Raw genomic sequence first — 23,534 nt, 5'->3', positions numbered from 1 at the left:
TGCAAAAAAGGCTCACCGTTTCCAGTGAGCCTTTTTCAATTTGGAGCGACACACGAGGTTCGAACTCGTGACCTCAACCTTGGCAAGGTTGCGCTCTACCAGCTGAGCTAGTGTCGCATAAGTTAACCGCTAATGCGTTTAACTGTAATGTGGTTGCGGGAGCCGGATTTGAACCGACGACCTTCGGGTTATGAGCCCGACGAGCTACCAAGCTGCTCCATCCCGCGTCCGGATGCCATCATTTAAAGTAGATGCCAATGAACTTATCAATTTGGAGCGACACACGAGGTTCGAACTCGTGACCTCAACCTTGGCAAGGTTGCGCTCTACCAGCTGAGCTAGTGTCGCATAGTATTCAAACTCGAGGTTTGAATGGAGGCGCCTCCCGGAGTCGAACCGAGGTCCACGGATTTGCAATCCGCTGCATAGCCACTCTGCCAAGGCGCCTTAGTAACTCCAATCGAATCGCTTAGCGCCATCCTCTTGGGTACGGGATGCATTCTACGGAATCACACGTTTGAGTCAACACTATTTTTGTATTTTTAATTCGTTTGAATAGTATTTATACGAAAAGGGCTAAATAGCTAACTTAATGTACAAAAAGACCGAAAGAATCGATGACTAAAGTTGATCAGCATCACACTGTCACGTCACTAGATTACTTCGATGGTGAAATTCAAAGATCAAAAAAGCGAGCCTTAGCTCGCTTTTCTCAATTAATGATGTTGTTCATCCAACAAATCATCTTTGGCTGCCATTAAATACTGCGCCATTGACCAGTAAGTCAGAATGGTTGCCACATAAAGTGCTGCATAACCTACCCAAATCATCCAATCATCGTAGCGCCAGATGAGTACCCAAAGAGCGAACATCTGAGAGACAGTTTTCACTTTCCCGACCCAAGAAACAGCAACACTTGCGCGTTTGCCAATTTCGGCCATCCACTCGCGCAGTGCTGAGATAATGATCTCTCGTGCAATCATGGTCACGGCTGGTATCGTCACCCAAATTGAGTGGTAGTGTTCAGTAATCAGAATCAGTGCCGTCGCTACGAGAACTTTATCAGCTACTGGGTCAATAAAGGCACCAAAACGAGATGTTTGACCTAGCTTACGCGCTAGCATGCCATCGAGCCAGTCAGTGAATCCGGCTACCCAAAAAACCATAGCAGCTGCGAAAGGAGCCCATTGATAAGGAAGGTAGAAAACGATAACGAATACTGGGATTAAGAAAAGTCTCAGTAGGGACAAAATGTTGGGTATATTCAAACGCATATTATTAGGCTCTTTTCCATTGCGCGTTTATGGTGCGGGATTTTTACTATTGTTTCAATGCTTGATAAATGTTTTCTGCCAAAGAATGACTAATGCCCGGCACTTTGGCTATTTCTTCAACACTTGCACGCTTAAGTTCCTGCAATCCACCCATATATTTCAAAAGAGCTTGGCGACGTTTTGGCCCTACCCCTTCAATCCCCTCAAGCGCACTGGTGCGACGTGTTTTACCACGCTTGGCTCGGTGACCAGCAATCGCATGATTATGGCTTTCATCACGGATGTGTTGGATCAGGTGCAACGCCGGAGCATCACTCGGTAAGTTAAATTCTTCACCTTCAAGCGTAATCAGGGTTTCAAGACCCGGCTTACGTGTCACGCCTTTGGCAATACCCATCATTCTCGGTCGGACTGGCCAATCACCCCAATACTGTGAAATGATCTCATGAGCACGATTGAGCTGACCTTTACCACCATCAATGAAAATAATATCTGGGATCTTATCAACATCGAGTTGCTTGGAGTAACGGCGCTCCAATGCCTGCCCCATCGCGGCATAGTCATCGCCTCCGGTGATTCCGGTGATGTTATAACGACGATATTCCTGCTTCACTGGGCCTTCTTGATTAAAGACAACGCATGACGCTATCGTACTTTCACCCATGGTATGACTGATATCAAAACACTCCATGCGCTTAATCGCGTCCATCGACAGAACATCTTGAAGCTCTTTAAAACGCTGATTAATCGTCATTTTGTGATTAATCTTGGTGGTTATCGCCGTTAACGCATTGGTGTTCGACAGCTTAAGGTAGCGGCCTCGAATACCAGAAGGGTTGGTATTGAAGTGAATCTTTCTACCCGCGACTTCACACAAAGCTTCTTGAATCGGAGTGACGTCTTCCAACAAATCAGCATTTAGGATCAAACGAGTTGGGATGGTTCTCGCTTCATTGTGTGCAAGATAGTACTGGCTCAAGAAGCTCGAAAATACCTCTTCTCGAACTGTGTTGTTCGGGATCTTAGGAAAGTGACTGCGGCTACCCAACACCTTACCCTGACGAATCATTAAGATATGGATACAAGCAACACCATTCTCTTGGGCGAAACCGAGCACATCCATATCTTCCATGGAGTCATCAGATACGTACTGCTGCTCTTGAACACGTCGAATCGCTTGAATTTGATCACGGAAGGTCGCAGCCTGTTCAAACTTAAGTTGCTGACTCGCTTGTTCCATTTTTTCAACAAGGGTTTCCAGCACTTGATTGTCTTTGCCTTGTAGGAACAGACGAACGTAACCGATCAGCTCTGCATACTCTTCATCTGAGATAATAGAACTAACACATGGCGCAGCGCATCGACCAATCTGATACATCAAACATGGACGCGTACGATTGGCGTAGACGGTATCTTCGCACTGGCGTGCAGGGAAAATCTTCTGCAACAAGTGCAGCGTTTCTCGAACGGCCCCTGAATCTGGATATGGACCGAAATACTCCCCTTTCTTCTTTTTCGCACCCCGGTGCATCGAGAGTCTTGGGTGTTTATGGCCGCTGATAAAGATATAAGGGTAAGATTTATCATCACGCAGCAAAACATTGTACTTAGGCAAGTACTGTTTTATGTAGTTGTGCTCGAGGATGAGGGCTTCTGTCTCAGTGTGTGTGACCGTTACGTCTATTTTGGCAATGTTGCTGACCAAAGCGCGCGTCTTTTCACTGTCTACTTTCTTACGAAAATAGCTAGTTAGGCGTTTTTTAAGGTTCTTTGCTTTGCCGACGTAAATAACAACAGCCTCGGCGTTATACATTCGATAAACGCCGGGCTGCTCTGTTACGGTCTTTAGGAACGAGACTGAGTCAAATGAGGATGTCACTATATAATCTCAGTGCTAGAGGGTCTCGGTGTCTAGCATTCCGTGTCTAATCGCTAAGTGAGTAAGTTCTACATCACCGCTGATGTCTAGCTTACTGAACAGTCGGTAACGGTAGCTATTGACTGTCTTAGGGCTTAGATTAAGTTGTTCTGAAATATCCGTCACTTTTTGGCCTTTGGTGATCATCATCATTATCTGAAGTTCACGCTCAGAAAGGTCAGCGAATGGGTTTTCAGACGCAGGCGAGAATTGGCTCAATGCCATCTGCTGCGCGATTTCTGGTGAAATGTAACGCTGACCGCTGTTTACTACGCGTATCGCATTGACCATTTCGTCCGGACCTGCCCCTTTAGTAAGGTAACCAGCAGCTCCAGCTTGCATCACTTTAGTTGGAAACGGATTTTCCGTATGAACAGTTAAAACGATGATTTTAATGTCTGGGTTAAAGCGTAAAATCTTCTTGGTTGCTTCTAAGCCACCAATGCCAGGCATGTTCATGTCCATCAAAATGACGTCTGTATTATTGGTACGACACCATTTTGCTGCTTCTTCACCGCTTTCAGCTTCCCCTGCTACGTTCATTCCACGGACGTCTTCAATAATACGTCGTATCCCTGTGCGAACCAGCTCGTGATCATCTACAAGGAAAACATTTATCAAACTTGTATCTCCACACTATTAATTGGCTCTGCAACCACCGTATTGATTCATGTATTTGAAACAATTGAACAAAGGAACAGTGGATCGCAGCATTGCTGTACATCTTAACGTAAATCGCTAAAAAAAGCTCTGTTGAATATGTGCTGAAACGCGAACTTTAGCAAGTACTTATTTACAAGAACCACATTTACTTGACTAAGCTTTATTAAAAAACAATCAGTTAAGATGCCGACCATTTAATTTACACAAGATAAATATATTTTCAATACCGTGAATTGAACAATTGTTACAAAATCACCTTTTTGTTCGATAAGTCCCGTTCTGCAGACCTTCAGGACAAAAAATCTGGCTATTTTCACTGACTTTTGTATCAGGTTGGGCACTAAGTGCTAGAATCGGCTACCTATTTCAAGAACAGCACCACAGGCAACGATATTGGACATTCAGCAAGGCTTTGTACTTACACGACAAGCAAGAGACTTTTCCGGCCAGACTCAAATCGACATTTGGGTGAGCACGCCTAAAGGCCCTACCTTGCTGACGGTACAAGGCGAAAAGCCTATCTTCTTTATTGAACAGTCCAACATCGACACATGTCAACACTTAGCCAAAGAAGCAAGAATAGCTTGTGAAATAAAACCCCTTGAGCTGACCAATTTCTCCCATACCCCTCTCGCGGGTTGCTATACGTGCCTCATTCGCGAGAGTAGCGCACTCAACCAAGCATTCAACCAAGAGTCTATTCCTACATTCGAAGGTGATATCCGCCTCGCCGATCGCTTCCTTATGGAACGCTTCATCAAAGGCAGTGTCGAGTTCACTGGCACTATGACTGCGCGCCACCAGCATCATAAAGTGACTCAAGCCAAATGCAGAGCTGGCGAATACTTACCTACCCTATCCGTCGTCTCATTGGATATAGAGTGTTCTGAGAAAGGCATCCTCTACTCGATTGGCCTCGACAGCCCGATGGACAGCCGCGTCATCATGGTAGGCTCAGAACAAGAGGCCGATACCGCCATACAATGGGTAAAGGATGAAGCTGCTTTATTAGAAGCCATGATTGATTGGTTTAAGCGCTTTGACCCAGATGTGATCATCGGCTGGAACGTGATTGATTTTGACTTTCGACTACTCCACAAACGCGCGGAATGGAACAAGATTAAACTCAATATCGGTCGTGATAACCAACCCAGTTTTTTCCGTAGCTCAGCTCAAAGTCAGCAAGGATTTATTACGATTCCCGGGCGTGTGGTGTTGGACGGCATCGACATGCTCAAAACCGCAACCTACCACTTCAGGTCTTGGTCTTTAGAATCGGTATCTCAGGAGCTTCTCAATGAAGGTAAAGACATCCATAACGTGCATGACCGTATGGATGAGATTAACCGTATGTTTAAGTTTGATAAGCCCTCACTGGCGAAATACAACCTTCAAGACTGTGTTTTGGTAAACCGTATCTTTGAACATACTCACCTTATTGAATTTGCCATTGAACGATCTCGTTTAACCGGTGTTGAGCTTGATAAGGTTGGAGGCTCTGTGGCGGCCTTTACTAACCTCTATTTGCCTCAGATTCATCGCGCTGGCTACATAGCCCCAAACCTAGAGCCAGAGAACTGGATTGCTAGCCCTGGCGGCTACGTGATGGATTCGATCCCTAACCTTTACAATTCAGTACTGGTATTGGACTTTAAGAGCCTATACCCCTCTATTATTCGCTCTTTCCTAATTGACCCAATGGGCTTGATCGAAGGGTTGAAGCAACAGGTTGGACGTGGTGATGACCAAGCAGTCGAAGGGTTTAGGGGTGGTCAGTTCCACCGCAGCAAACACTTTCTTCCTGAGATGATCGAAACCTTATGGGCTGCGCGCGACGTTGCAAAGAAGAACAATGAAAAGGCCTTCTCGCAGGCGATCAAAATCATAATGAACTCATTTTATGGAGTATTAGGCTCATCAGGTTGTCGCTTCTTTGATACTCGTTTAGCGTCGTCGATTACCATGCGCGGGCATGAGATCATGAAACAGACCAAAGTACTTATCGAAGAGAAAGGTTATCAAGTTATCTATGGTGATACCGACTCTACATTTGTATCTCTGAATGGTAGTTACAGTCAAGAAGACGCCGATGAAATCGGTCAATCGCTTGTCGCATATATCAACGATTGGTGGACACAACATCTTAAAGACAAGTACAACCTGACTTCCATCCTTGAACTCGAGTACGAAACTCACTATCGCAAGTTCTTGATGCCCACTATTCGTGGTTCAGAGACAGGCTCAAAGAAACGCTATGCAGGACTAATCGGCGAACAAGGCGATGAGAAGATCGTATTTAAAGGCCTAGAGAGCGCACGTACTGACTGGACTCCACTTGCACAACGCTTTCAACAAACCTTGTATGAAATGGTTTTTCATGACCAAGACCCAACCGACTACGTCCGCAATTTTGTCGATGAAACAGCGGCTGGCAAACACGACGATTTGCTGGTTTATCAAAAACGCTTGAGACGTCAACTGCACGAATATCAGAAAAATATTCCGCCTCAAGTAAGAGCAGCACGTATGGCGGATGAGATAAACGAAGAGCTAGGCCGCCCTCTTCAATATCAAAACAAAGGGCGAATTGAGTATTTGATTACCTTAAACGGCCCAGAGCCAAAAGAGTACTTGAAAAGCGGTATCGACTATCAACATTATATTGATAAGCAGTTGAAACCTGTCGCGGAAGCGATATTGCCTTTTATTGGACTCGATTTTGAACAAGTCAGTGGCCAACAGTTAGGGTTGTTCTAGAGTCACTTATTCCAAATAGCCCATAGTAAATAGCAAAAAGCAGAAGCGCCGTGCTTCTGCTCTCTATCATTTACCCACTTTTAACCAATCCTAAACTCGGTTTTCTCATACTGTTTGACCAACCACTCGCCAAAGCCATCCAAAATCCCAATTACCGAACGTTTAGGAACTGGCTTGCCTGCCAACAATATCCCTAAGCGTTGAATTTCTACTTCTCTGTCAGGATGATATTTCAAAAACTGCTGACCACACTCTAATGGATCGTCATACCAATATTTATCTCGGTACATGATCAGCGAGTAACTGGCTCTGAGTAGTTTTTTGGTAATGATAACCTGCGCGGCAATCTGCTCTTCAGGCGTTGCGGCTCTGGCAATCTTGTTGCGATAAACCGCTAGCCAGTTTTCAACGTCCATATTCCAGTGCTTCGCGATCTCCCAACTGGTTTCGAAATCGCCATAGCAATCTGAAAGATCCTCACCATACACGCACACCGCCAAATGCTTCAGCATGAAACCCCAAGTGAAGATATTCTCAAAGTCGACAATTTCACTGACTAGCGCTGTTTTAATAGAGACTTGCGTTACCTGAGGAAAACTCTTTTGGAAGCGCCACTTAATCGTATTGAGTAACGTGGTTCTTTGATCGGCAAACGAACGGTGCGTGACTACAACAACATCAAGATTAGATTGCCCAGGTTTTGCCGTTTTCCTCGCTACACTGCCATAAATGTAAACGCTGTGAAGATTCGAACCTAAGCCACTTTTTAAAAATGTAATCAGGTCGTTTACCACAGGTTGAAACTCGGGCTGAAAAGGCACTTTCGGGTCAATAACAGGTAGCTGCATAAGTGAGTTCGTCAATAAATTGAATGATTTAACTATTTCTCTATGATCGCTTAGGAGACTTTATGATTCAAGCTATTCCTATTTATAGGTTCTCCGAGATATAATCAGCGGATAGAACCAATAAGGATAAACACAAAATGCCTAGAGCAAGTGAAATTAAAAAAGGTTTTGCGATCGACGTAGATGGCAAAACGCTTCTAGTTAAAGATATCGAAATCACAACACCAGGCGGTCGTGGTGGTCAAAAGATCTACCGTTTCCGTGGTAACGACGTAGCAACAGGCGTAAAAGCTGAAGTTCGCCATAAGGCTGACGAAATCGTTGAAACTATCGATGTGACTAAGCGCGCTGTAATGTTCTCTTACGTTGATGGCAACGAGTACATCTTCATGGACAACGAAGATTATACGCAGTACATCTTTAACGGCGAGATGATCGAAGACGAGCTTCTATTCATCAACGAAGAAACTCAAGGTATGTACGCAATCCTAATCGATGGTAACGCTGCAACACTTGAGCTTCCAACTTCTGTTGAGCTTGTTATCGAAGAGACAGACCCGTCAATCAAAGGCGCTTCTGCATCTGCTCGTACTAAGCCAGCTCGTTTCGCAACAGGCCTAACCGTTCAAGTTCCAGAGTACATCGCAACGGGTGATAAAGTTGTGATCAACACTGCTGAACGTAAATACATGAACCGCGCAAGCTAAGATACTGATATGACTGAAGCTAATGACTTAATGTCTTATGATGATGCAATCGACACTGCATACGACATCTTCCTAGAGATGGCACCGGATAACCTAGAGCCTGCAGACGTGATTCTATTCACTGCACAGTTCGAAGATCGCGGCGCTGCTGAACTTGTTGAAACGGGTGACGATTGGGTCGGTCATGTTGGCTTTGAAGTCGACAAAGAGATCTACGCTGAAATTCGCATTGGTCTAGTAAACGAAGAAGACGACGTTTTAGATGACGTTTTCGCGCGTATGCTGATCAGCCGCGACCCAGACCATAAGTTCTGCCACATGCTGTGGAAGCGTGACTAGAACTTAAGCTTGTGCTGCTCTATTCAATGAGCACACCAATATCTTAGCCGGGCTCTATGCTCGGCTAATTTTTGTCACCGATTTCACCATTACCAATTATGACCAAAGCAAAAACTGATACTCAGTCAAAAGGCTATGCCTGTATTGGCTTGGTAAACCCAAAAACACCAGAAAACGTAGGCTCGGTTATGCGTGCAGCAGGCTGTTACGGCGCAAATTCTGTGTTCTATACAGGTACGCGCTACGACCACGCACGTCAATTCCATACCGATACTAAAGAGAAGCACTTAGAACTTCCGTTGATTGGTGTTGAAGACCTAAAAGACATTATTCCTGTAGGATGCGTACCCGTTGCTGTTGATTTGATTGAAGGCGCTAAGCCTCTGCCTGAATACAAGCACCCTCCTCGCGCGTTCTACATTTTCGGCCCTGAAGACGGTACATTGAAGAAAGAGATCACCGATTTCTGTCGCGAGACGATTTACGTTCCAACCAATGGTTGTATGAACTTAGCCGCAGCGGTGAACGTGGTGCTGTACGATCGATTGGCGAAAGGCGATAACTTCTCGAATCATAAATAGAAAATGAGATACGAGATACGAGATACGAGATACGAGATACGAGATACGAGATACGAGATACGAGATACGAAGAGATTTATAGCTTCACGAAATCAAAGCAAGAAAAGCGTAAAACACAAGACAGTTGATCACTGCAGCGCTTTTCGCTACTCGATTACTCTCATCTCGCATCTTCCCCTTCTTTTGGACGTAAAAAAACCTGCTAAGTTAGCAGGTTTTTTAGTATTCAAAAGAAGTCGTTAATTATTGACGAGTTCTTGGCTTAGCTGGCTTGTTAGGGCGGTTCGTGTTGTTGCCACGAGAACCATTTCCTGAACGAGAGTTGCTTGGCTTACCCTTGCTGCTCGGTGCGCTGCGACCTGCATCTGGCGTTGTGGTGCCGCGAGTTGCTGGCTTCTTACGCTTAGGCTGGTTGCTACGGCCTTTTGGTGCGTTTGCACGCTCTTCGTGACGCTTAACAGCACGACGAATCTTCTGGCTACGAGAACGCTCACGTTTACGTGATGTATTCGAAGGGTCAAGATCTAGTAGCGTCTCTTTCTCAGGCTTAAGCTCTACCAGTTGACGTAGGTAGTTTACCTCTTGAAGATCGAGCTCTTTCCAACCGCCACGAGGCAGTTTCTTGTCTAGATAGATATCACCGTAACGAACACGCTTTAGACGGCTCACTGTCGTTTCTTGTGATTCCCAAAGACGACGAACCTCACGGTTACGACCTTCGTTAATCGCTACGTAGAAAGTATGGTTCATACCTTCGCCACCAGCGTAAACGACGTCTTCGAAACGTGCCATGCCATCTTCTAGCTCAACACCGCGTACTAGGTTCTTAACCTTCTGTTCAGTCACTTCACCGAACACACGTACTAGGTACTCACGCTCAACTTGACGGCTTGGGTGCATTAGACGGTTTGCTAGCTCACCATCAGTTGTGAAAAGTAGAAGACCTGATGTATTCGCATCAAGACGACCTACCGAGATCCAACGTGAACCGCGGATTTTAGGTAGACGATCAAACACAGTACGACGACCTTCTGGGTCATGGCGAGTACAAAGCTCACCTTCTGGCTTGTAGTAAGCAAGTACGCGACAAACCACTTCTTCAGACGCTTTACCTGATACAGTGTGACCATCAATACGAATCACTGAGTTTTCGTCTTCTAGACGCTCACCCAATTTCGCGACTTGGCCGTTAACGCTTACACGACCTGCTCTGATTAAAGCTTCCAGCTCACGACGAGAGCCGTGACCAGCTCGCGCTAAAACCTTCTGTAATTTTTCGCTCATTTACTCTTTTCTACCTAATTGTCGTCTTCACAGACGTCGAATGAAATATACGCGACCAAAATCGCGGTCGCGCATTATCGCAAAGAACCTTTGAAAAATCACTCGTTATTTACACATTACCGTCGAATGCACAGTAACATGATGTGAACGAGTTTCAGGGTTACTCGAACGGTTCTGGATCGCCTGAACCAACACGAACGACTACTGGATCATCATCGCTAAAGTCAACTACCGTGGTTGGTTGCTCACCTAAGTAACCGCCATTAAGAATTACGTCAACTGCATGTTCTAGACGATCACGGATCTCTTCAGGATCAGATTCCGTTGTCTCGTTACCCGGTAGAATCAAAGACGTTGACATCAAAGGTTCGCCCAGTGCTTCCAATAGATCGAGTGCAATCTTGTTATCCGGAACACGAATACCAATGGTTTTTCTCTTCGAGTTCATTAGCCGACGTGGCACCTCTTTCGTTCCTTTAAAGATGAACGTGTAAGGGCCCGGCGTGTGAGCTTTTAATAGACGAAATGCCGTGTTATCAACACGTGCATAAAGAGAAAGCTCAGAAAGATCGCGACAAAGCAACGTGAAGTTATGCTTATCATCGATTTTACGAATCTGACAGATACGATCTAATGCTTGTTTGTTTTCAAGCTGACAGCCAAGAGCATAACCCGAGTCTGTTGGATAAACCACAACACCGCCATTACGGACAATAGCAACCGCTTGATTAATCAAACGAGCTTGTGGGTTATCTGGGTGTACATAAAAAAACTGGCTCATTATTTTTCCTCATTATCGAGTCTCTCGACTCTATCTTCAGAAGGAGCTTGTTCGTCTGGTAATGTTTCAGATGACGAAAACGTTTGAAACTCCCAATCTTTCCATACTTCTTCGACTCCAGAAGGCAGCCAAAGATTGCGCCCTAACTCCATCCAAGGAGATGGGTAATGAAAATCACTGCCTTGAGAGGCTAATAGTTTGTATTGTATAGCATAATCCGCAAGAGTGCGTCTTTCTTGTTGCGCCTGCTGCGGTTGAGCCACTTCCATCGCGTCACCATTTGCTTCAACAAATGCAGTCAATAGACGTTTCACCCACTTAGCGGTAAAACCATAGCGCCCCGGATGAGCAAGTACCGCTTGCCCACCAGCCGCATGAATTGCCGTCACCGCATCACTCATGCTGCACCATGTTGGTGGCACATAGCCCGGGTTATTGCGCGTTAAGAACTTCTTAAACACTTGCTGCATGGTCTTCGCGTAGCCATTGTCAACCAGCCACTTAGCAAAGTGAGCTCGGGTAATAGGCGCATCACCGGCAATCGCTTTCACTTCTTCTAACACACCTTCGCGCGTCGCTTTTTCCAGTCGCTGGGCGATCAGCTCCGCTCTGCCAATACGATGCTGTTTCTGCTGGTCAATTAACGCACTGAGTTCTGGTGATTCTGGGTCGACATTCAAACCAACAATATGGATGTCTTTGTTCTGCCAAACGGTTGAAATTTCGATACCGTTAATCAATTGAATTGGCAGCTTATTATCAAGGATATAACGATGCGCCTCATCAAGGGCATCAACTGTGTCATGATCGGTAATAGCCAGAACTTCAATATTGAAGCTCAACGCACGGTCAATCAGTTCAGGTGGTGTAAGTCGACCATCTGAAGCTGTGGTATGGCTATGTAGATCAATTCTCATATTTTCTGTTCATTATTTTTGCATTTAACACGATATTTGCTTTATTGGGCTTGACTTGCGAGCCTTGAACTAGTTAACTAGTACACAAATACGAAGTACCTTTATTTATAGGCTCACTATGTTACAAGAATTTAACCAGCACCATAAAGATAAAGTTTTAGAACTTTCTTCAGTAGAAGCAAGTTCAGAGCTTAATTGGTGGCGCACTTGGACAGGTTCTTGGTGGGCTAACGTGTACTTCTAATTAAACAGATTGTTTATAAAAAGTTTATCACTAAGCCCGCTTTCATAGCGGGCTTTTTAATTTGTCGGACATCTCACATTCAACTGACTAACAAATCAACGAATTGACCAGATTCTAGATTGGGCGAACGGTATCTTTATGCGACTATGTACGGCAGGAAATTTAAAGAATCATAAAGGAGGTCTTGTGAACAAGGCCATTGAAATCAAAAAGCTGGGAACTATTGATGTCATCAATGCGACAGTTCCTTACTCGCAAGATCCAACAAGCGTGTTCCACACATTGTGTGAAAATAAAACAGACAGCTTGTTGCTAGAATCTGCTGAGATTGAGTCTAAACAAAACCTCACTAGCCTACTGCTTATCGATTCTGCCGTGCGTATCGTATGCGAAGGCCATCAGGTCACTTTCCAAGCTCTGACAGATAACGGTCAACATCTGATCGAACACCTAAATGCGAACGTGAAATCAGACATTGAATCTGAACTGAAAGACAATGTACTGACTCTGACCTTTACTCAACCAAGCATTAACCTAGACGAAGACTCTCGCCTAAGAGAAGCTTCTTCATTCGATGCACTTCGTTTAGTTCAGCACAGCTTTACACAAGACCCAGACAACAAGCACGCGCTTTTCATGGCGGGTCTATTTGCATACGACATCGTGGCAAACTTCGAGCCACTTGGCGATGCAGAAGCGACTAATAACTGCCCTGACTTTGTCTTCTACGTGGCTGAAACGCTACTTCGTTTTGACCATCAACAGAACGAAGGTCTGCTTCATGCGAGCGTTTTCTCAGAAGATCAAACAATCAAAACTCGCCTGACTGAACGTTTAGCGGATATCCAAACTCAATGCCAATCACTCAAAGAGATTGCAGAAGTCACTCCGCTTGATAACGTTGAAGCTGTACCAAGTGTTTCTGACGAAGATTTTTGCCAGACGGTTCGTGACCTAAAAGAGTACGTGGTAAAAGGCGATGTATTCCAAGTGGTTCCTTCTCGTCGCTTTACTCTTCCTTGTCCTGCACCACTAGCAGCGTACAAAGAGCTAAAACAGAGCAACCCAAGCCCTTACATGTTCTACATGCAAGATGAGCTGTTTACTCTGTTCGGTGCTTCACCAGAGAGTGCTCTGAAATACGAGAAAGAGACTAATCAAGTAGAAATCTACCCTATCGCCGGTACTCGCCGTCGAGGTAAGCGTCCGAACGGTCAAATCGACTTCGACCTAGATAGCCGCATTGAATTAGAGCTGCGCACCGATAAAAAAGAGAACGCTGAGCACATGATGCTGGTTGACCTAGCGCGAAACGACGTTGCACGTATCTCTGAAGCAGGCACTCGCCACGTAGCAGACCTATTGAAAGTAGACCGTTACAGCCACGTAATGCACCTCGTTTCTCGCGTTGTAGGCCAACTTCGTGAAGACCTTGATGCTCTGCACGCTTACCAAGCTTGTATGAACATGGGCACGCTAACAGGCGCACCTAAGATTCGTGCAATGCAGCTGATTCGTGATGTTGAACAGACTCGTCGTGGCAGCTATGGCGGCGCAGTAGGCTACCTAACGGGTGAAGGCACTCTAGATACTTGTATCGTGATTCGCTCAGCTTACGTTGAAAACGGTATTGCTCAAGTTCAAGCTGGCGCAGGTGTGGTATTCGATTCAGACCCACAAGCAGAAGCCGATGAAACTCGTGGTAAAGCTCAGGCAGTCATCTCTGCTATTCAAGCAGCACACACTGCATCTAAGCCAACCTCTAGCAAGCAGGAGTCTTAATCATGGCTGATATCGTATTTATTGATAACTTTGACTCGTTCACTTACAACCTAGTAGACCAGTTCCGTTCACTAGGCCACAACGTGAAGATCTACCGTAATAACATTCCTGCGGAAGCGGTAGAAGCAGCGATTAATGAGCTAGAAAACCCAGTTGCGTTGCTGTCTCCAGGTCCAGGTGCTCCTGCTGACGCGGGTTGCATGCCAGAGCTGATTCAACGCCTCAAAGGCAAAGTCCCTATGATTGGTATTTGTCTTGGTCACCAAGCGATTGTTGAAGCGTATGGCGGTACAGTTGCAGGCGCTGGCGAAATCATTCATGGTAAGGTGTCTATGATGGAACACGACAATCATGCCACTTACCATGGCCTACCTTCGCCACTTGCGATTGCACGTTACCACTCTTTGGTTGCGACTCACGTACCGGAAAGCCTAACGATTACCGCTGAAGTGGATGATTTGGTGATGTCGGTGGTTCAAGAGCAAGACAAGGTGTGTGGTTTCCAATTCCACCCTGAATCCATCATGACAACATACGGCGCAACTCTATTGGCGAACGCCATTGAATGGGCTTTAGAAAAGAACACAACTCTTGAGAAGAATGGAAAATAGGACACGATCATGGAACAGATTATTAATAAGCTTTACGACCAACAACCTCTTACTCAAGAAGAAAGCCAACAGCTTTTCGACATCATCATTAAAGGCGAACTTGACCCTATTTTGATGGCGTCAGTACTGACTGCACTAAAAATTAAGGGCGAGACACCTGAAGAGATCGCAGGCGCAGCGAAAGCACTGCTAGCAAACGCTAACCCTTTCCCACGCCCTGATTACGACTTTGCAGATATCGTAGGTACAGGTGGTGATGGTCATGACACGATCAACATCTCTACAACTTCTGCTTTCGTTGCAGCGGCTTGTGGTCTAAAAATCGCAAAACACGGTAACCGCAGCGTATCAAGCAAATCGGGTTCATCGGATCTTCTTGATAAGTTTGGTATCAACCTAGCGATGAGCGCAGAAGACACTCGCTCTGCCGTTGATAAGCTTGGCGTTGCTTTCCTATTTGCACCGCAATACCACGGTGGTGTACGTCACGCGATGCCAGTACGTCAAACAATGAAAACTCGCACCATTTTTAACATCCTTGGTCCACTAATTAACCCTGCACGCCCTAACATTGAACTTATGGGTGTTTACAGCAAAGAGCTAGTGCGCCCTATCGCTGAAACCATGCTGCAAATGGGTATGAAGCGTGCAGCTGTGGTTCACGGCAGTGGTCTAGATGAAGTTGCAATTCACGGTGAAACCATCGTTGCAGAGATCAAAGATGGTCAGATTCATGAATACATTGTGTCTCCTGAAGATTTCGGCCTCAATCAGCATCCGCTAGAAGCAATCAAAGGCGGTACGCCAGACGAGAACAAAGCTATCACCACAAATATCCTAACAGGTAAAGGGACTGAAGCTCAGACGGGTGCAGTAGCGGTTAACGTTGCTCTACTGATGCGTCTATTTGGTCATGAAGATCTAAAAGCCAACGTAGCGAAGGCAATGGAAGCAATGAACTCTGGCAAAGCGTATGAGCTTGTACAGCAACTTGCCGACCACGCATAACGAACAAGATTTGAGACTACAAAGATGACACAGACAAACGATAAGTTATCGACTCACGTTTCTGTAAAAGAAGCAGAAATGGCAGAAGTATTAGCAAAAATTGTTCGCGACAAGTATCAATGGGTTGAAGCGCGTAAAAAGCAGCAACCGCTAAATGAGTTCAAAGATGCGCTAATCGCTTCAGACCGCAGCTTCTACGATGCACTAAGCCAAGAGCAAACCGTATTCATCACCGAGTGTAAAAAGGCGTCTCCTTCTAAAGGCTTGATTCGTGATGACTTCGATCTTGAATACATTGCATCGGTTTACAATAACCATGCAAACGCGATTTCGGTGCTGACTGACGAGAAGTACTTCCAAGGAGATTTCGAATTTTTGCCTAAAGTACGCAGCATCGCTAAGCAACCAATCCTATGTAAAGACTTCATGGTCGACACGTATCAGGTTTACTTAGCTCGTCACTACTCGGCAGACGCTATCCTACTGATGCTATCTGTACTAAACGATGATGAGTACCGTACTCTCGCTGAAGTTGCTCACTCATTAGGCATGGGCGTGCTAACAGAGGTTAGTAACGAAGAAGAGCTGCACCGTGCTGTCGGATTAGACGCGAAAGTGATTGGCATCAACAACCGTAACCTTCGTGACCTAAGCACAGATCTGAACCGTACCAAAGAGCTGGCACCTCTACTTCGTGAGTTAGCACCAAACGCAGTCGTAATATCAGAGTCTGGTATCTACACTCATCAGCAAGTGCGTGACTTAGCGACATTTGCAGACGGCTTCCTTATCGGTAGCTCATTGATGGCAGAAGAGAATCTAGAGCTTGCCGTTCGCAAAGTAACATTGGGTGAAAACAAAGTTTGTGGCTTAACTCACCCTGACGATGCAGCTAAAGCTTACCAAGCCGGCGCGGTATTCGGTGGTCTAATTTTTGTTGAGGCGTCTAAGCGTTGTGTTGACCTAGAAGCAGCACGCTTGACCATGAGTGGTGCACCGCTTAAGTACATTGGCGTATTCCAAAACCATGACCAAGCTAGCGTTATCAAAGCCGTGAAAGAGCTTGGTTTACACGGTGTTCAGCTTCATGGTGAAGAATCACAACAGTACGTGACTGAACTTGCAAATCAGCTACCAGAACAAGTAGAGATTTGGAAAGCTTACGGCGTTGAAGATTCGCTGCCTACGCTGTTAGAAAGCAATGTGTCTCGCCACCTGCTTGATGCAAAAGTAGGCTCTCAGACTGGTGGGACAGGTCAAGTCTTCGACTGGCAGCTGATCAACGATCAGAGCTCTGTGATGTTAGCGGGTGGTTTGAACCCAGATAATACACAGCAAGCAGCCACTTTAGGCTGTTTAGGGCTCGACCTTAACTCAGGTGTTGAGAGTGCTCCGGGTAAGAAAGATGCAGACAAACTCAACAAAGCGTTTGCTGCCATTCGCCAATACTGAGCGACTAGCCCAACTTAAGAACAGATGATTCACTGTAGACAGTCTACAGACCCTATTTCAGAGCATCGCAATGAGGTGCTCTACAAGATTAAAGACATTGGTATCCAGACATACCAAGCAAATTGAAGGAATAACACGATGGCTAAACTTGATGCCTACTTTGGTGAATACGGTGGTCAATACGTACCACAGATTCTAGTGCCAGCCCTAGAGCAACTGGAACAAGCGTTTATCGACGCTCAAGCGGATCCAGAATTCCGCAGTGAGTTCATGACGCTGCTTCAAGAGTACGCAGGTCGTCCAACGGCACTGACACTAACTCGCAACCTAACGAAAGGCACTAAAACCAAGCTTTACCTAAAGCGTGAAGACTTACTGCACGGTGGCGCGCACAAAACCAACCAAGTGCTTGGTCAAGCTCTGCTTGCAAAGCGTATGGGTAAAGAAGAGATCATCGCTGAAACTGGCGCAGGTCAACACGGTGTGGCAACGGCTCTGGCTTGTGCACTGCTTGGCCTTAAGTGTCGTGTATACATGGGTGCAAAAGACGTTGAACGTCAGAGCCCGAACGTATTCCGTATGAAGCTAATGGGCGCAGAGGTTATCCCTGTGCACTCTGGCTCTGCAACGCTAAAAGATGCGTGTAACGAAGCGCTACGTGACTGGTCAGCAACATATGAAGACGCGCACTACCTACTGGGTACAGCAGCTGGTCCTCACCCATTCCCAACCATCGTTCGTGATTTCCAACGCATGATTGGCGAAGAGACTAAGAACCAAATTCTAGCTCGTGAAGGTCGCCTGCCTGACGCAGTTATCGCTTGTGTAGGTGGTGGTTCAAACGCAATCGGTATGTTTGCTGATTTCATCGAAGAAGAGAGTGTTCGCCTAATCGGTGTTGAGCCAGCGGGTAAAGGTATCGATACTGACCAGCACGGTGCACCGCTTAAGCATGGTAAAACGGGCATCTTCTTTGGTATGAAGGCGCCGCTAATGCAAGACCCTAACGGTCAAGTTGAAGAGTCTTACTCTGTATCAGCAGGTCTAGACTTCCCTTCTGTTGGTCCTCAGCACGCACACCTTAATGCAATTGGCCGTGCAGAATACGACAACGTGACCGATGATGAAGCACTAGAAGCTTTCCAAGAAATCGCGCGCAACGAAGGTATCATCCCTGCACTTGAGTCTTCTCACGCTGTTGCACACGCACTGAAAATGGCTCGTGAGAACCCAGAAAAAGAGCAACTATTGGTTGTAAACCTATCAGGTCGTGGTGACAAAGACATCTTCACCGTACACGCCATCTTAGAAGAAAAAGGAGCTATCTAATGAACCGTTATGAGAAGATGTTTACGCGCCTAAACGAGAAAAACCAAGGCGCATTTGTACCGTTCGTAACGGTTTGCGATCCAAACGCAGAGCAGTCTTACAAAATCATGGAAACCCTAGTTGAAGCTGGTGCCGATGCACTAGAACTGGGTATTCCATTCTCTGATCCGCTAGCAGATGGTCCAACTATCCAAGGTGCCAACATCCGTGCTCTGGATTCAGGCGCAACTCCTGATATCTGTTTTGAGCAGATTGGTAAGATTCGCGCGAAATACCCAGAACTGCCGATTGGCCTTCTAATGTATGCAAACCTTGTGTACTCACGCGGTATTGAAGACTTCTACGAGCGCTGTTCTAAAGCTGGTATCGATTCTGTTCTGATTGCTGACGTTCCAACTAACGAGAGCGCAGAGTTTGTTGCGGCTGCTGAGAAGTTCGGTATCCATCCAATCTTCATCGCACCACCAACAGCAAGCGATGAAACATTGAAGCAAGTTGCTGAGCTTGGCGGTGGTTACACTTACCTACTTTCTCGTGCCGGTGTTACAGGTGCAGAGACAAAAGCAAACATGCCTGTTGGACACATGCTTGATCGCCTAAACCAATTCAACGCGCCACCAGCGCTATTAGGTTTTGGTATTTCAGCACCTGAGCAAGTGAAAGAAGCGATTGAAGCAGGCGCTGCGGGTGCTATCTCTGGTTCTGCTGTCGTTAAGATCATCGAACAAAACGTAGAACAGCCACAAATCATGCTTGATAAACTGGCTGACTTCATTGCTCCAATGAAGGCGGCAACGCAAAAGTAATCGCCAACAAAGCATTCGCCAAAGGTGATTAGAGCCACTTTAAGTAACAGAAAGCGCCTGAGTTTGGGCGCTTTTTTTATTACTTAGAAAGTTGACAACTAATCATCACTCTTCATCGCTTTCTTAATAGCGGCTTCGTTCAATGTTGCCTTGATGGGATCTGTTATCTTATCTACCAAGTCGACCGGCATTGGGAATACAATCGTGGTGGTCCTCTCGTTCGCCACTTCTGTTAGCGTCTGCATATATCGCAATTGAATCGCATTCGGTGACTTGTTCAGTACATCCGCTGCTTCTTGTAATTTAGTCGACGCTTCTAGCTCACCCGTTGCATGTATCACCTTAGCACGGCGAGAACGCTCTGCTTCTGCTTGTTTAGCGAGTGCTCGAACCATACTGTCATCAAGGTCGACATGTTTAATTTCAACATTGGCGATTTTAATACCCCAGTTATCAGTGTGCTGATCCAGTATCGCTTGTAAGTCTTTATTGAGCTCTTCACGCTCTGACAAAAGCTCATCCAGCTCATGCTGACCCAGCACCGAGCGCAGCGTAGTTTGAGAGAGCTGACTGGTCGCCTCAAGATAATTCTCGACATTGTTGATCGCCATCTTAGGGTCAAGCACTCGGAAATAGACCACAGCGTTCACTTTCACCGACACGTTATCTCTGGTGATTAAGTCTTGTGTGGGTACATCTAAGACTATGGTACGTAAGTCGACTCGCACGATTTGTTGGATAAAAGGAATGATGACGATCAGACCTGGCCCTTTCACTCGATAAAAACGCCCTAAGAAAAACACCACTGCACGCTCGTACTCGCGCAGCACTTTGAACATGCTAGCTATCAACAAAATAACGAGCACAACCACAATACCTATCGTGTGTATAAACATAACCGCCCCCTTACTGGTAACGATAACTAAGGAGATTTCATTGGGTCATCTCTCCACCCATTTCACCTATTTAGACCGAGTCGATGATCCACCGACATGATCTTCGATATCAACTGTTTCGTCATCTAGCGCTTCAACATCTAGCGCTTCAACATCTAACGAAAGACCTGTTAGCTTAGTCACTCTGATACTTTGTCCAGCTTGCAGCTTATCGGTACATTTGGCTTGCCAGATTTCGCCTTCAACCAAAACCCTACCAGCTCCGGGAAAACCGCTGACCACTTTACCTGTTCCACCTACTACCGCTTCCATCCCCGTCGTCACTCGCTGATTTCTCACACGAACCAACATGGATATCGTCACAACAATAAAGCCGACAGAGAACAAGCTGATGCCAATGATTAATGGTAGAGCGATTTGATAGCCGGGCACTTCGGTATCCATCAACATGATTGAACCGAGTGAAAACGCCGCTACTCCCCCTAAACCGAAAATGCCGAAGCTTGGACTGAAAGCTTCAGCAATCATCAGGGCGATCCCAAGCAGTATTAGTGCAAGGCCAGCGTAACTAACAGGCAGCATTTGCAATGAATACATCGCTAACAGCAAACAGATACCACCAAGCACACCCGGTAGACCGACTCCAGGGTTATAAAATTCAAGAAGTAAGCCGTAAATACCGATGAGCATAAGAATGTAGGCAACGTTAGGATTGGTGATCACTGACAGCAGACTGAAACGCCAATCTTGCTCCCGCTCTACAAAGGCGACCTGATTGAGCTGAATTTCCTGATTGATGCCATTGATGATAACAGTGCGTCCATTGGTCATCTCAACCAACTGCTGTAAATCGCTCGCGATGAAATCAATCACATTTAGCTCAAGTGCATTTTCTGAGTCCAAGCTAGCCGCTTCTCTTACCGCTTTTTCGGCCCACTCTTCATTGCGATTGTGCAGTTTCGCCAAGCTGACGATGTAAGCTGCAGCATCGTTGATGACTTTTTTCTCCATCGCAGTGGTTGCTTTTACTTGGTCAGGGCTCTCTTGCTTAGTATCGTCCTGCTCACTCGGTTTCGATTTTTCATCTTTATTAGAGTCGTCTTGCGGAGACAAAGGATCGGAAGGTGCTTTCCCTCCCCCAAGCGAGACGGGTGTTGCAGCGCCTAAATTGGTTCCGGGAGCCATAGAGGCGATGTGACTGGCGAGTAAGATATAAGTGCCAGCACTAGCGGCTCGCGAGCCTGCAGGCCCAACCCAAGTCGCGATAGGAACCGGTGATGTAGTGATGGAGCGAATGATGTCACGCATCGACGAATCCAACCCGCCGGGCGTATTTATTTTTAATATGACGAGCTTAGCTTGCTCATCATGAGCTTGTTCTATTTCTCTCGTGAGATAATCGCTGGTCGCCGGACCTATCCCTCCATTCACCTCTATGACCCAAACATCGTCGGCTTGAGAATTTGCAGAGCTGAACAGCAGAAGAAACGCAAACAGGCACTTCAATATAAAAGCCATGCCTCTCTCCTTACAACTGAGATGCTAGATAGACGTTTTATTTTAAAGCGCAGAGGTAACATCTTGGTAATAACTCGATACCTAAAGCATAGTTCAGGCTAAATTTCGCACAACAAACATACTAATCTCGATCCACACTAGAACGCTTAAAAAAAGCGCACAAATGAAACGCAAATGTTAAAGACTGTGTATTAACATCCTCAACCTGAAAGTATTCACAAAACACACAGGAGTCAGGTTTTTATAAATTAAACAAATAACACCACATCAAAAAACCAAAGCAAACGTTTGCCTTGGAGCAAAAGATCGCCAAATAACATTAATGTCACGTTTTTTGATGCATTTTCGTCTCTGCTCATATTGATAAATGTAACAGATAAGTGTAAAACTCATCACGAAATATTCATCCAATGGTACGACGTACATTGGCATGTAGTTCTAGGAATTTTACATTTTGTAGCACAGAGGTAACGGAAGTGTTAAAAGAAAAGAGTTTACTAGGCAATATCGGCATTCAAGTCGTTATTGCTATGATCGTGGGTACTGTAGTGGGTGCCATGATGGGCGAGAGCGCAACGATGTTCGCTCCTCTAGGTGCGATCTTTATCAATTTAATCAAGATGCTGGTTATCCCATTGGTAGCCGTTGCACTGATCTCAGGTGCGGCAGGCTTAGGCAATAGCTCATCAGCGGGTAAAGTAGGTATCACTACTCTAGGTTACTTTGCACTGACTTCTGCACTGGCTGTTGCCCTTGCATTGATCATGGGTGAAGTATTCGAACCAGGACGCGGTATCGACGTTTCTGGTGTTGAAGGTATGTTCTCATCTGAATATGCATCGAAAGGCGAACTTCCAACTTTCTGGGCTACCATCACTGGTATGATCCCAACCAACGTTTTCCAGTCTTTAAACGAAGCAAACATCCTTCAGATCCTAGTATTCTGCCTATTCTTTGGTATCGCAATCTCTAAGCAAGCAAAAGAGAAGCGTGATCCAATCATCAACGGTGTAAACGCTATCGTTGACGCTATGGTTTGGATGATCAACAAAGTCATGATCATCGCTCCTCTTGGCGTATTTGGTCTGATGGCTGAAGCGGTAGGTACGTTCGGTTTTGGCGCACTAATGGTTGTATTCAAACTGTTCGTTGTTTACGTAGCTGCAATCCTAGTATTCGGCTTCGTTGCGTACCCACTGATGATTCAAATCTTCACAAAGACATCAGCGAAGAAATTCCTGACAGCAATGAAGAAGCCTCAAGCCGTTGCACTTTCAACAGCCTCTTCTATGGCAACACTTCCAGTAACAATGGATACAGTTGAGAATGAGCTAGGTGTAAGAAACTCTACTGCTTCATTTGTTCTGCCACTTGGTGCAACAATCAATATGAGTGGTAATGCTATTTACTACGGTCTAGTTGCTATCTTCTTTGCACAACTATTCAACATCGACCTATCAATGGGCGCGTACATCGCAATCATCGTAACATCAACTCTTGGTGCTGTAGGCCAAGCGGGTGTTCCAGGTCCATCATTCCTAGTTGTAGCCGTTCTGCTAGCAGCAGGTATTCCAATCGAAGGTCTACCACTACTGTTCGCACTTGACCGTATCTTCGACATGATTCGTACAGCACTGAACATCACTGGTGATGCAGCGTGTGCGGTTATCGTTGACTCACTGATCAAAGACGAAGAGAACGAAGCTGAGCTACAGAAGCAGCAAGCGTAATTTCGATTCCATCGATAAGCAAAAAGCCACTCTATGAGTGGCTTTTTTTGTTCTAAGGGAAGTAAATAGTTGAAAAGGCTTAAACTGCT

General features: G+C 45.7%; 21 protein-coding genes, 4 tRNA genes and 1 other annotated feature. Of the genes, 12 read left to right on the top strand and 13 right to left on the bottom strand.

Annotation, left to right across the window (positions count from 1 at the left end):
- Positions 1 to 41: 41 nt before the first annotated feature.
- The 7 genes from AC6R05_RS12385 to uvrY form a co-directional block, all read right to left on the bottom strand.
- Positions 42 to 117: transfer RNA gene (locus tag AC6R05_RS12385), tRNA-Gly, on the bottom strand.
- 33 nt (positions 118 to 150) lie between these two features.
- Positions 151 to 227 (bottom strand) — tRNA-Met (locus tag AC6R05_RS12380).
- 45 nt (positions 228 to 272) lie between these two features.
- Positions 273 to 348, bottom strand: a tRNA-Gly gene (locus AC6R05_RS12375).
- 25 nt (positions 349 to 373) lie between these two features.
- Positions 374 to 447: transfer RNA gene (locus tag AC6R05_RS12370), tRNA-Cys, on the bottom strand.
- Between the two features lie 269 nt (positions 448 to 716).
- Positions 717 to 1,274 carry a CDP-diacylglycerol--glycerol-3-phosphate 3-phosphatidyltransferase gene (gene pgsA, locus AC6R05_RS12365; RefSeq protein ID WP_285403806.1) on the bottom strand — a complete coding sequence of 186 codons (558 nt, stop codon included), beginning with the start codon at positions 1,272 to 1,274 and terminating at the stop codon, positions 717 to 719.
- Between the two features lie 46 nt (positions 1,275 to 1,320).
- Positions 1,321 to 3,153 (bottom strand): excinuclease ABC subunit UvrC, encoded by a 1,833-nt coding sequence (gene uvrC / locus AC6R05_RS12360; RefSeq protein ID WP_500647521.1) that lies wholly within the window; start codon positions 3,151 to 3,153, stop codon positions 1,321 to 1,323.
- Positions 3,154 to 3,168: 15 nt separating this feature from the next.
- Positions 3,169 to 3,813 (bottom strand): UvrY/SirA/GacA family response regulator transcription factor, encoded by a 645-nt coding sequence (gene uvrY, locus AC6R05_RS12355; protein ID WP_032549301.1) that lies wholly within the window; start codon positions 3,811 to 3,813, stop codon positions 3,169 to 3,171.
- Positions 3,814 to 4,248: 435 nt separating this feature from the next.
- On the opposite strand from uvrY, the gene AC6R05_RS12350 reads away from it, so the two are divergent.
- A complete protein-coding gene (locus AC6R05_RS12350; RefSeq protein WP_500647520.1) occupies positions 4,249 to 6,612 on the top strand; it encodes a DNA polymerase II in 2,364 nt (787 codons plus the stop codon).
- Between the two features lie 80 nt (positions 6,613 to 6,692).
- Here the strand turns inward: AC6R05_RS12350 and AC6R05_RS12345 are convergent, their stop codons facing one another.
- Entirely contained in the window at positions 6,693 to 7,460 is a 768-nt protein-coding gene (locus AC6R05_RS12345) for a nucleotidyltransferase domain-containing protein (protein WP_500647519.1), read from the bottom strand.
- A gap of 137 nt (positions 7,461 to 7,597) precedes the next feature.
- On the opposite strand from AC6R05_RS12345, the gene efpL reads away from it, so the two are divergent.
- From efpL to AC6R05_RS12330, 3 genes are all read left to right on the top strand, one after another.
- A complete protein-coding gene (efpL, locus tag AC6R05_RS12340; RefSeq protein ID WP_032549304.1) occupies positions 7,598 to 8,167 on the top strand; it encodes an elongation factor P-like protein EfpL in 570 nt (189 codons plus the stop codon).
- 9 nt (positions 8,168 to 8,176) lie between these two features.
- A complete protein-coding gene (locus tag AC6R05_RS12335) occupies positions 8,177 to 8,506 on the top strand; it encodes an HI1450 family dsDNA-mimic protein (RefSeq protein WP_032549305.1) in 330 nt (109 codons plus the stop codon).
- Between the two features lie 98 nt (positions 8,507 to 8,604).
- Positions 8,605 to 9,087 carry an RNA methyltransferase gene (locus tag AC6R05_RS12330; RefSeq protein WP_500647518.1) on the top strand — a complete coding sequence of 161 codons (483 nt, stop codon included), beginning with the start codon at positions 8,605 to 8,607 and terminating at the stop codon, positions 9,085 to 9,087.
- Between the two features lie 243 nt (positions 9,088 to 9,330).
- Here the strand turns inward: AC6R05_RS12330 and rluB are convergent, their stop codons facing one another.
- The 3 genes from rluB to rnm form a co-directional block, all read right to left on the bottom strand.
- Positions 9,331 to 10,371, bottom strand: coding sequence for a 23S rRNA pseudouridine(2605) synthase RluB (rluB, locus tag AC6R05_RS12325; protein ID WP_032549307.1), 1,041 nt, complete (start codon positions 10,369 to 10,371; stop codon positions 9,331 to 9,333).
- Between the two features lie 160 nt (positions 10,372 to 10,531).
- Positions 10,532 to 11,152 carry an L-threonylcarbamoyladenylate synthase gene (locus AC6R05_RS12320; RefSeq protein ID WP_032549308.1) on the bottom strand — a complete coding sequence of 207 codons (621 nt, stop codon included), beginning with the start codon at positions 11,150 to 11,152 and terminating at the stop codon, positions 10,532 to 10,534.
- The gene (gene rnm, locus AC6R05_RS12315) at positions 11,152 to 12,069 is read right to left on the bottom strand and encodes an RNase RNM (protein ID WP_500647517.1); all 918 of its coding nucleotides are present in this window, start codon (positions 12,067 to 12,069) and stop codon (positions 11,152 to 11,154) included. The genes AC6R05_RS12320 and rnm overlap by 1 nt, the downstream gene beginning before the upstream one ends.
- 118 nt (positions 12,070 to 12,187) lie before the next feature.
- Between rnm and trpL2 the strand changes: the two genes are divergently transcribed.
- The 7 genes from trpL2 (at position 12,188) to trpA (ending at position 19,301) form a co-directional block, all read left to right on the top strand.
- Positions 12,188 to 12,313: a tryptophan operon leader peptide gene (trpL2, locus tag AC6R05_RS12310; protein ID WP_032549309.1), complete on the top strand. Its 126-nt coding sequence runs from the start codon at positions 12,188 to 12,190 to the stop codon at positions 12,311 to 12,313.
- Positions 12,260 to 12,374: a sequence feature (Trp leader region), on the top strand. Its footprint overlaps the gene before it by 54 nt.
- A 125-nt stretch (positions 12,375 to 12,499) precedes the next feature.
- Positions 12,500 to 14,095, top strand: a complete 1,596-nt coding sequence (locus tag AC6R05_RS12305; RefSeq protein WP_285403812.1) for an anthranilate synthase component 1 — start codon at positions 12,500 to 12,502, stop codon at positions 14,093 to 14,095.
- Positions 14,096 to 14,097: 2 nt separating this feature from the next.
- On the top strand, positions 14,098 to 14,706 hold the full coding sequence (locus AC6R05_RS12300; protein ID WP_261903923.1) for an aminodeoxychorismate/anthranilate synthase component II: 609 nt from the start codon (positions 14,098 to 14,100) through the stop codon (positions 14,704 to 14,706).
- 9 nt (positions 14,707 to 14,715) lie between these two features.
- Positions 14,716 to 15,714 (top strand): anthranilate phosphoribosyltransferase, encoded by a 999-nt coding sequence (trpD, locus tag AC6R05_RS12295; RefSeq protein ID WP_500647516.1) that lies wholly within the window; start codon positions 14,716 to 14,718, stop codon positions 15,712 to 15,714.
- 24 nt (positions 15,715 to 15,738) lie between these two features.
- Positions 15,739 to 17,166 carry a bifunctional indole-3-glycerol-phosphate synthase TrpC/phosphoribosylanthranilate isomerase TrpF gene (trpCF, locus tag AC6R05_RS12290; RefSeq protein ID WP_500647515.1) on the top strand — a complete coding sequence of 476 codons (1,428 nt, stop codon included), beginning with the start codon at positions 15,739 to 15,741 and terminating at the stop codon, positions 17,164 to 17,166.
- Between the two features lie 138 nt (positions 17,167 to 17,304).
- A complete protein-coding gene (gene trpB / locus AC6R05_RS12285) occupies positions 17,305 to 18,495 on the top strand; it encodes a tryptophan synthase subunit beta (protein WP_032549317.1) in 1,191 nt (396 codons plus the stop codon).
- Positions 18,495 to 19,301 carry a tryptophan synthase subunit alpha gene (trpA, locus tag AC6R05_RS12280; protein ID WP_285403816.1) on the top strand — a complete coding sequence of 269 codons (807 nt, stop codon included), beginning with the start codon at positions 18,495 to 18,497 and terminating at the stop codon, positions 19,299 to 19,301. The genes trpB and trpA overlap by 1 nt, the downstream gene beginning before the upstream one ends.
- A 98-nt stretch (positions 19,302 to 19,399) precedes the next feature.
- On the opposite strand, the gene AC6R05_RS12275 is transcribed toward trpA, so the two are convergent.
- Positions 19,400 to 20,197, bottom strand: a complete 798-nt coding sequence (locus tag AC6R05_RS12275) for a slipin family protein (RefSeq protein ID WP_500647514.1) — start codon at positions 20,195 to 20,197, stop codon at positions 19,400 to 19,402.
- A 66-nt stretch (positions 20,198 to 20,263) separates the two neighbouring features.
- Complete coding sequence (locus AC6R05_RS12270; protein WP_500647513.1) at positions 20,264 to 21,715, bottom strand: NfeD family protein; 1,452 nt, start codon at positions 21,713 to 21,715, stop codon at positions 20,264 to 20,266.
- Between the two features lie 530 nt (positions 21,716 to 22,245).
- On the opposite strand from AC6R05_RS12270, the gene AC6R05_RS12265 reads away from it, so the two are divergent.
- On the top strand, positions 22,246 to 23,445 hold the full coding sequence (locus AC6R05_RS12265) for a dicarboxylate/amino acid:cation symporter (RefSeq protein ID WP_500647526.1): 1,200 nt from the start codon (positions 22,246 to 22,248) through the stop codon (positions 23,443 to 23,445).
- Positions 23,446 to 23,534 lie beyond the last annotated feature (89 nt).

Source organism: Vibrio sp. R11-SG3-ISO9 (assembly GCF_059834255.1).
The sequence above is the reverse complement of the archived record's forward strand: the minus strand, read 5'-3'. Positions and strand labels throughout refer to the sequence as shown.

Coding starts and splice junctions, on each gene's coding strand:
- pgsA (WP_285403806.1), bottom strand. CDS start 1,274: ATGCGTTTGAATATACCCAACATTTTGTCCCTACTGAGACTTTTCTTA.
- AC6R05_RS12345 (WP_500647519.1), bottom strand. CDS start 7,460: ATGCAGCTACCTGTTATTGACCCGAAAGTGCCTTTTCAGCCCGAGTTT.
- efpL (WP_032549304.1), top strand. CDS start 7,598: ATGCCTAGAGCAAGTGAAATTAAAAAAGGTTTTGCGATCGACGTAGAT.
- AC6R05_RS12335 (WP_032549305.1), top strand. CDS start 8,177: ATGACTGAAGCTAATGACTTAATGTCTTATGATGATGCAATCGACACT.
- AC6R05_RS12330 (WP_500647518.1), top strand. CDS start 8,605: ATGACCAAAGCAAAAACTGATACTCAGTCAAAAGGCTATGCCTGTATT.
- rluB (WP_032549307.1), bottom strand. CDS start 10,371: ATGAGCGAAAAATTACAGAAGGTTTTAGCGCGAGCTGGTCACGGCTCT.
- AC6R05_RS12320 (WP_032549308.1), bottom strand. CDS start 11,152: ATGAGCCAGTTTTTTTATGTACACCCAGATAACCCACAAGCTCGTTTG.
- rnm (WP_500647517.1), bottom strand. CDS start 12,069: ATGAGAATTGATCTACATAGCCATACCACAGCTTCAGATGGTCGACTT.
- trpL2 (WP_032549309.1), top strand. CDS start 12,188: ATGTTACAAGAATTTAACCAGCACCATAAAGATAAAGTTTTAGAACTT.
- AC6R05_RS12300 (WP_261903923.1), top strand. CDS start 14,098: ATGGCTGATATCGTATTTATTGATAACTTTGACTCGTTCACTTACAAC.
- trpD (WP_500647516.1), top strand. CDS start 14,716: ATGGAACAGATTATTAATAAGCTTTACGACCAACAACCTCTTACTCAA.
- trpCF (WP_500647515.1), top strand. CDS start 15,739: ATGACACAGACAAACGATAAGTTATCGACTCACGTTTCTGTAAAAGAA.
- trpB (WP_032549317.1), top strand. CDS start 17,305: ATGGCTAAACTTGATGCCTACTTTGGTGAATACGGTGGTCAATACGTA.
- trpA (WP_285403816.1), top strand. CDS start 18,495: ATGAACCGTTATGAGAAGATGTTTACGCGCCTAAACGAGAAAAACCAA.
- AC6R05_RS12275 (WP_500647514.1), bottom strand. CDS start 20,197: ATGTTTATACACACGATAGGTATTGTGGTTGTGCTCGTTATTTTGTTG.
- AC6R05_RS12270 (WP_500647513.1), bottom strand. CDS start 21,715: ATGGCTTTTATATTGAAGTGCCTGTTTGCGTTTCTTCTGCTGTTCAGC.
- AC6R05_RS12265 (WP_500647526.1), top strand. CDS start 22,246: ATGATCGTGGGTACTGTAGTGGGTGCCATGATGGGCGAGAGCGCAACG.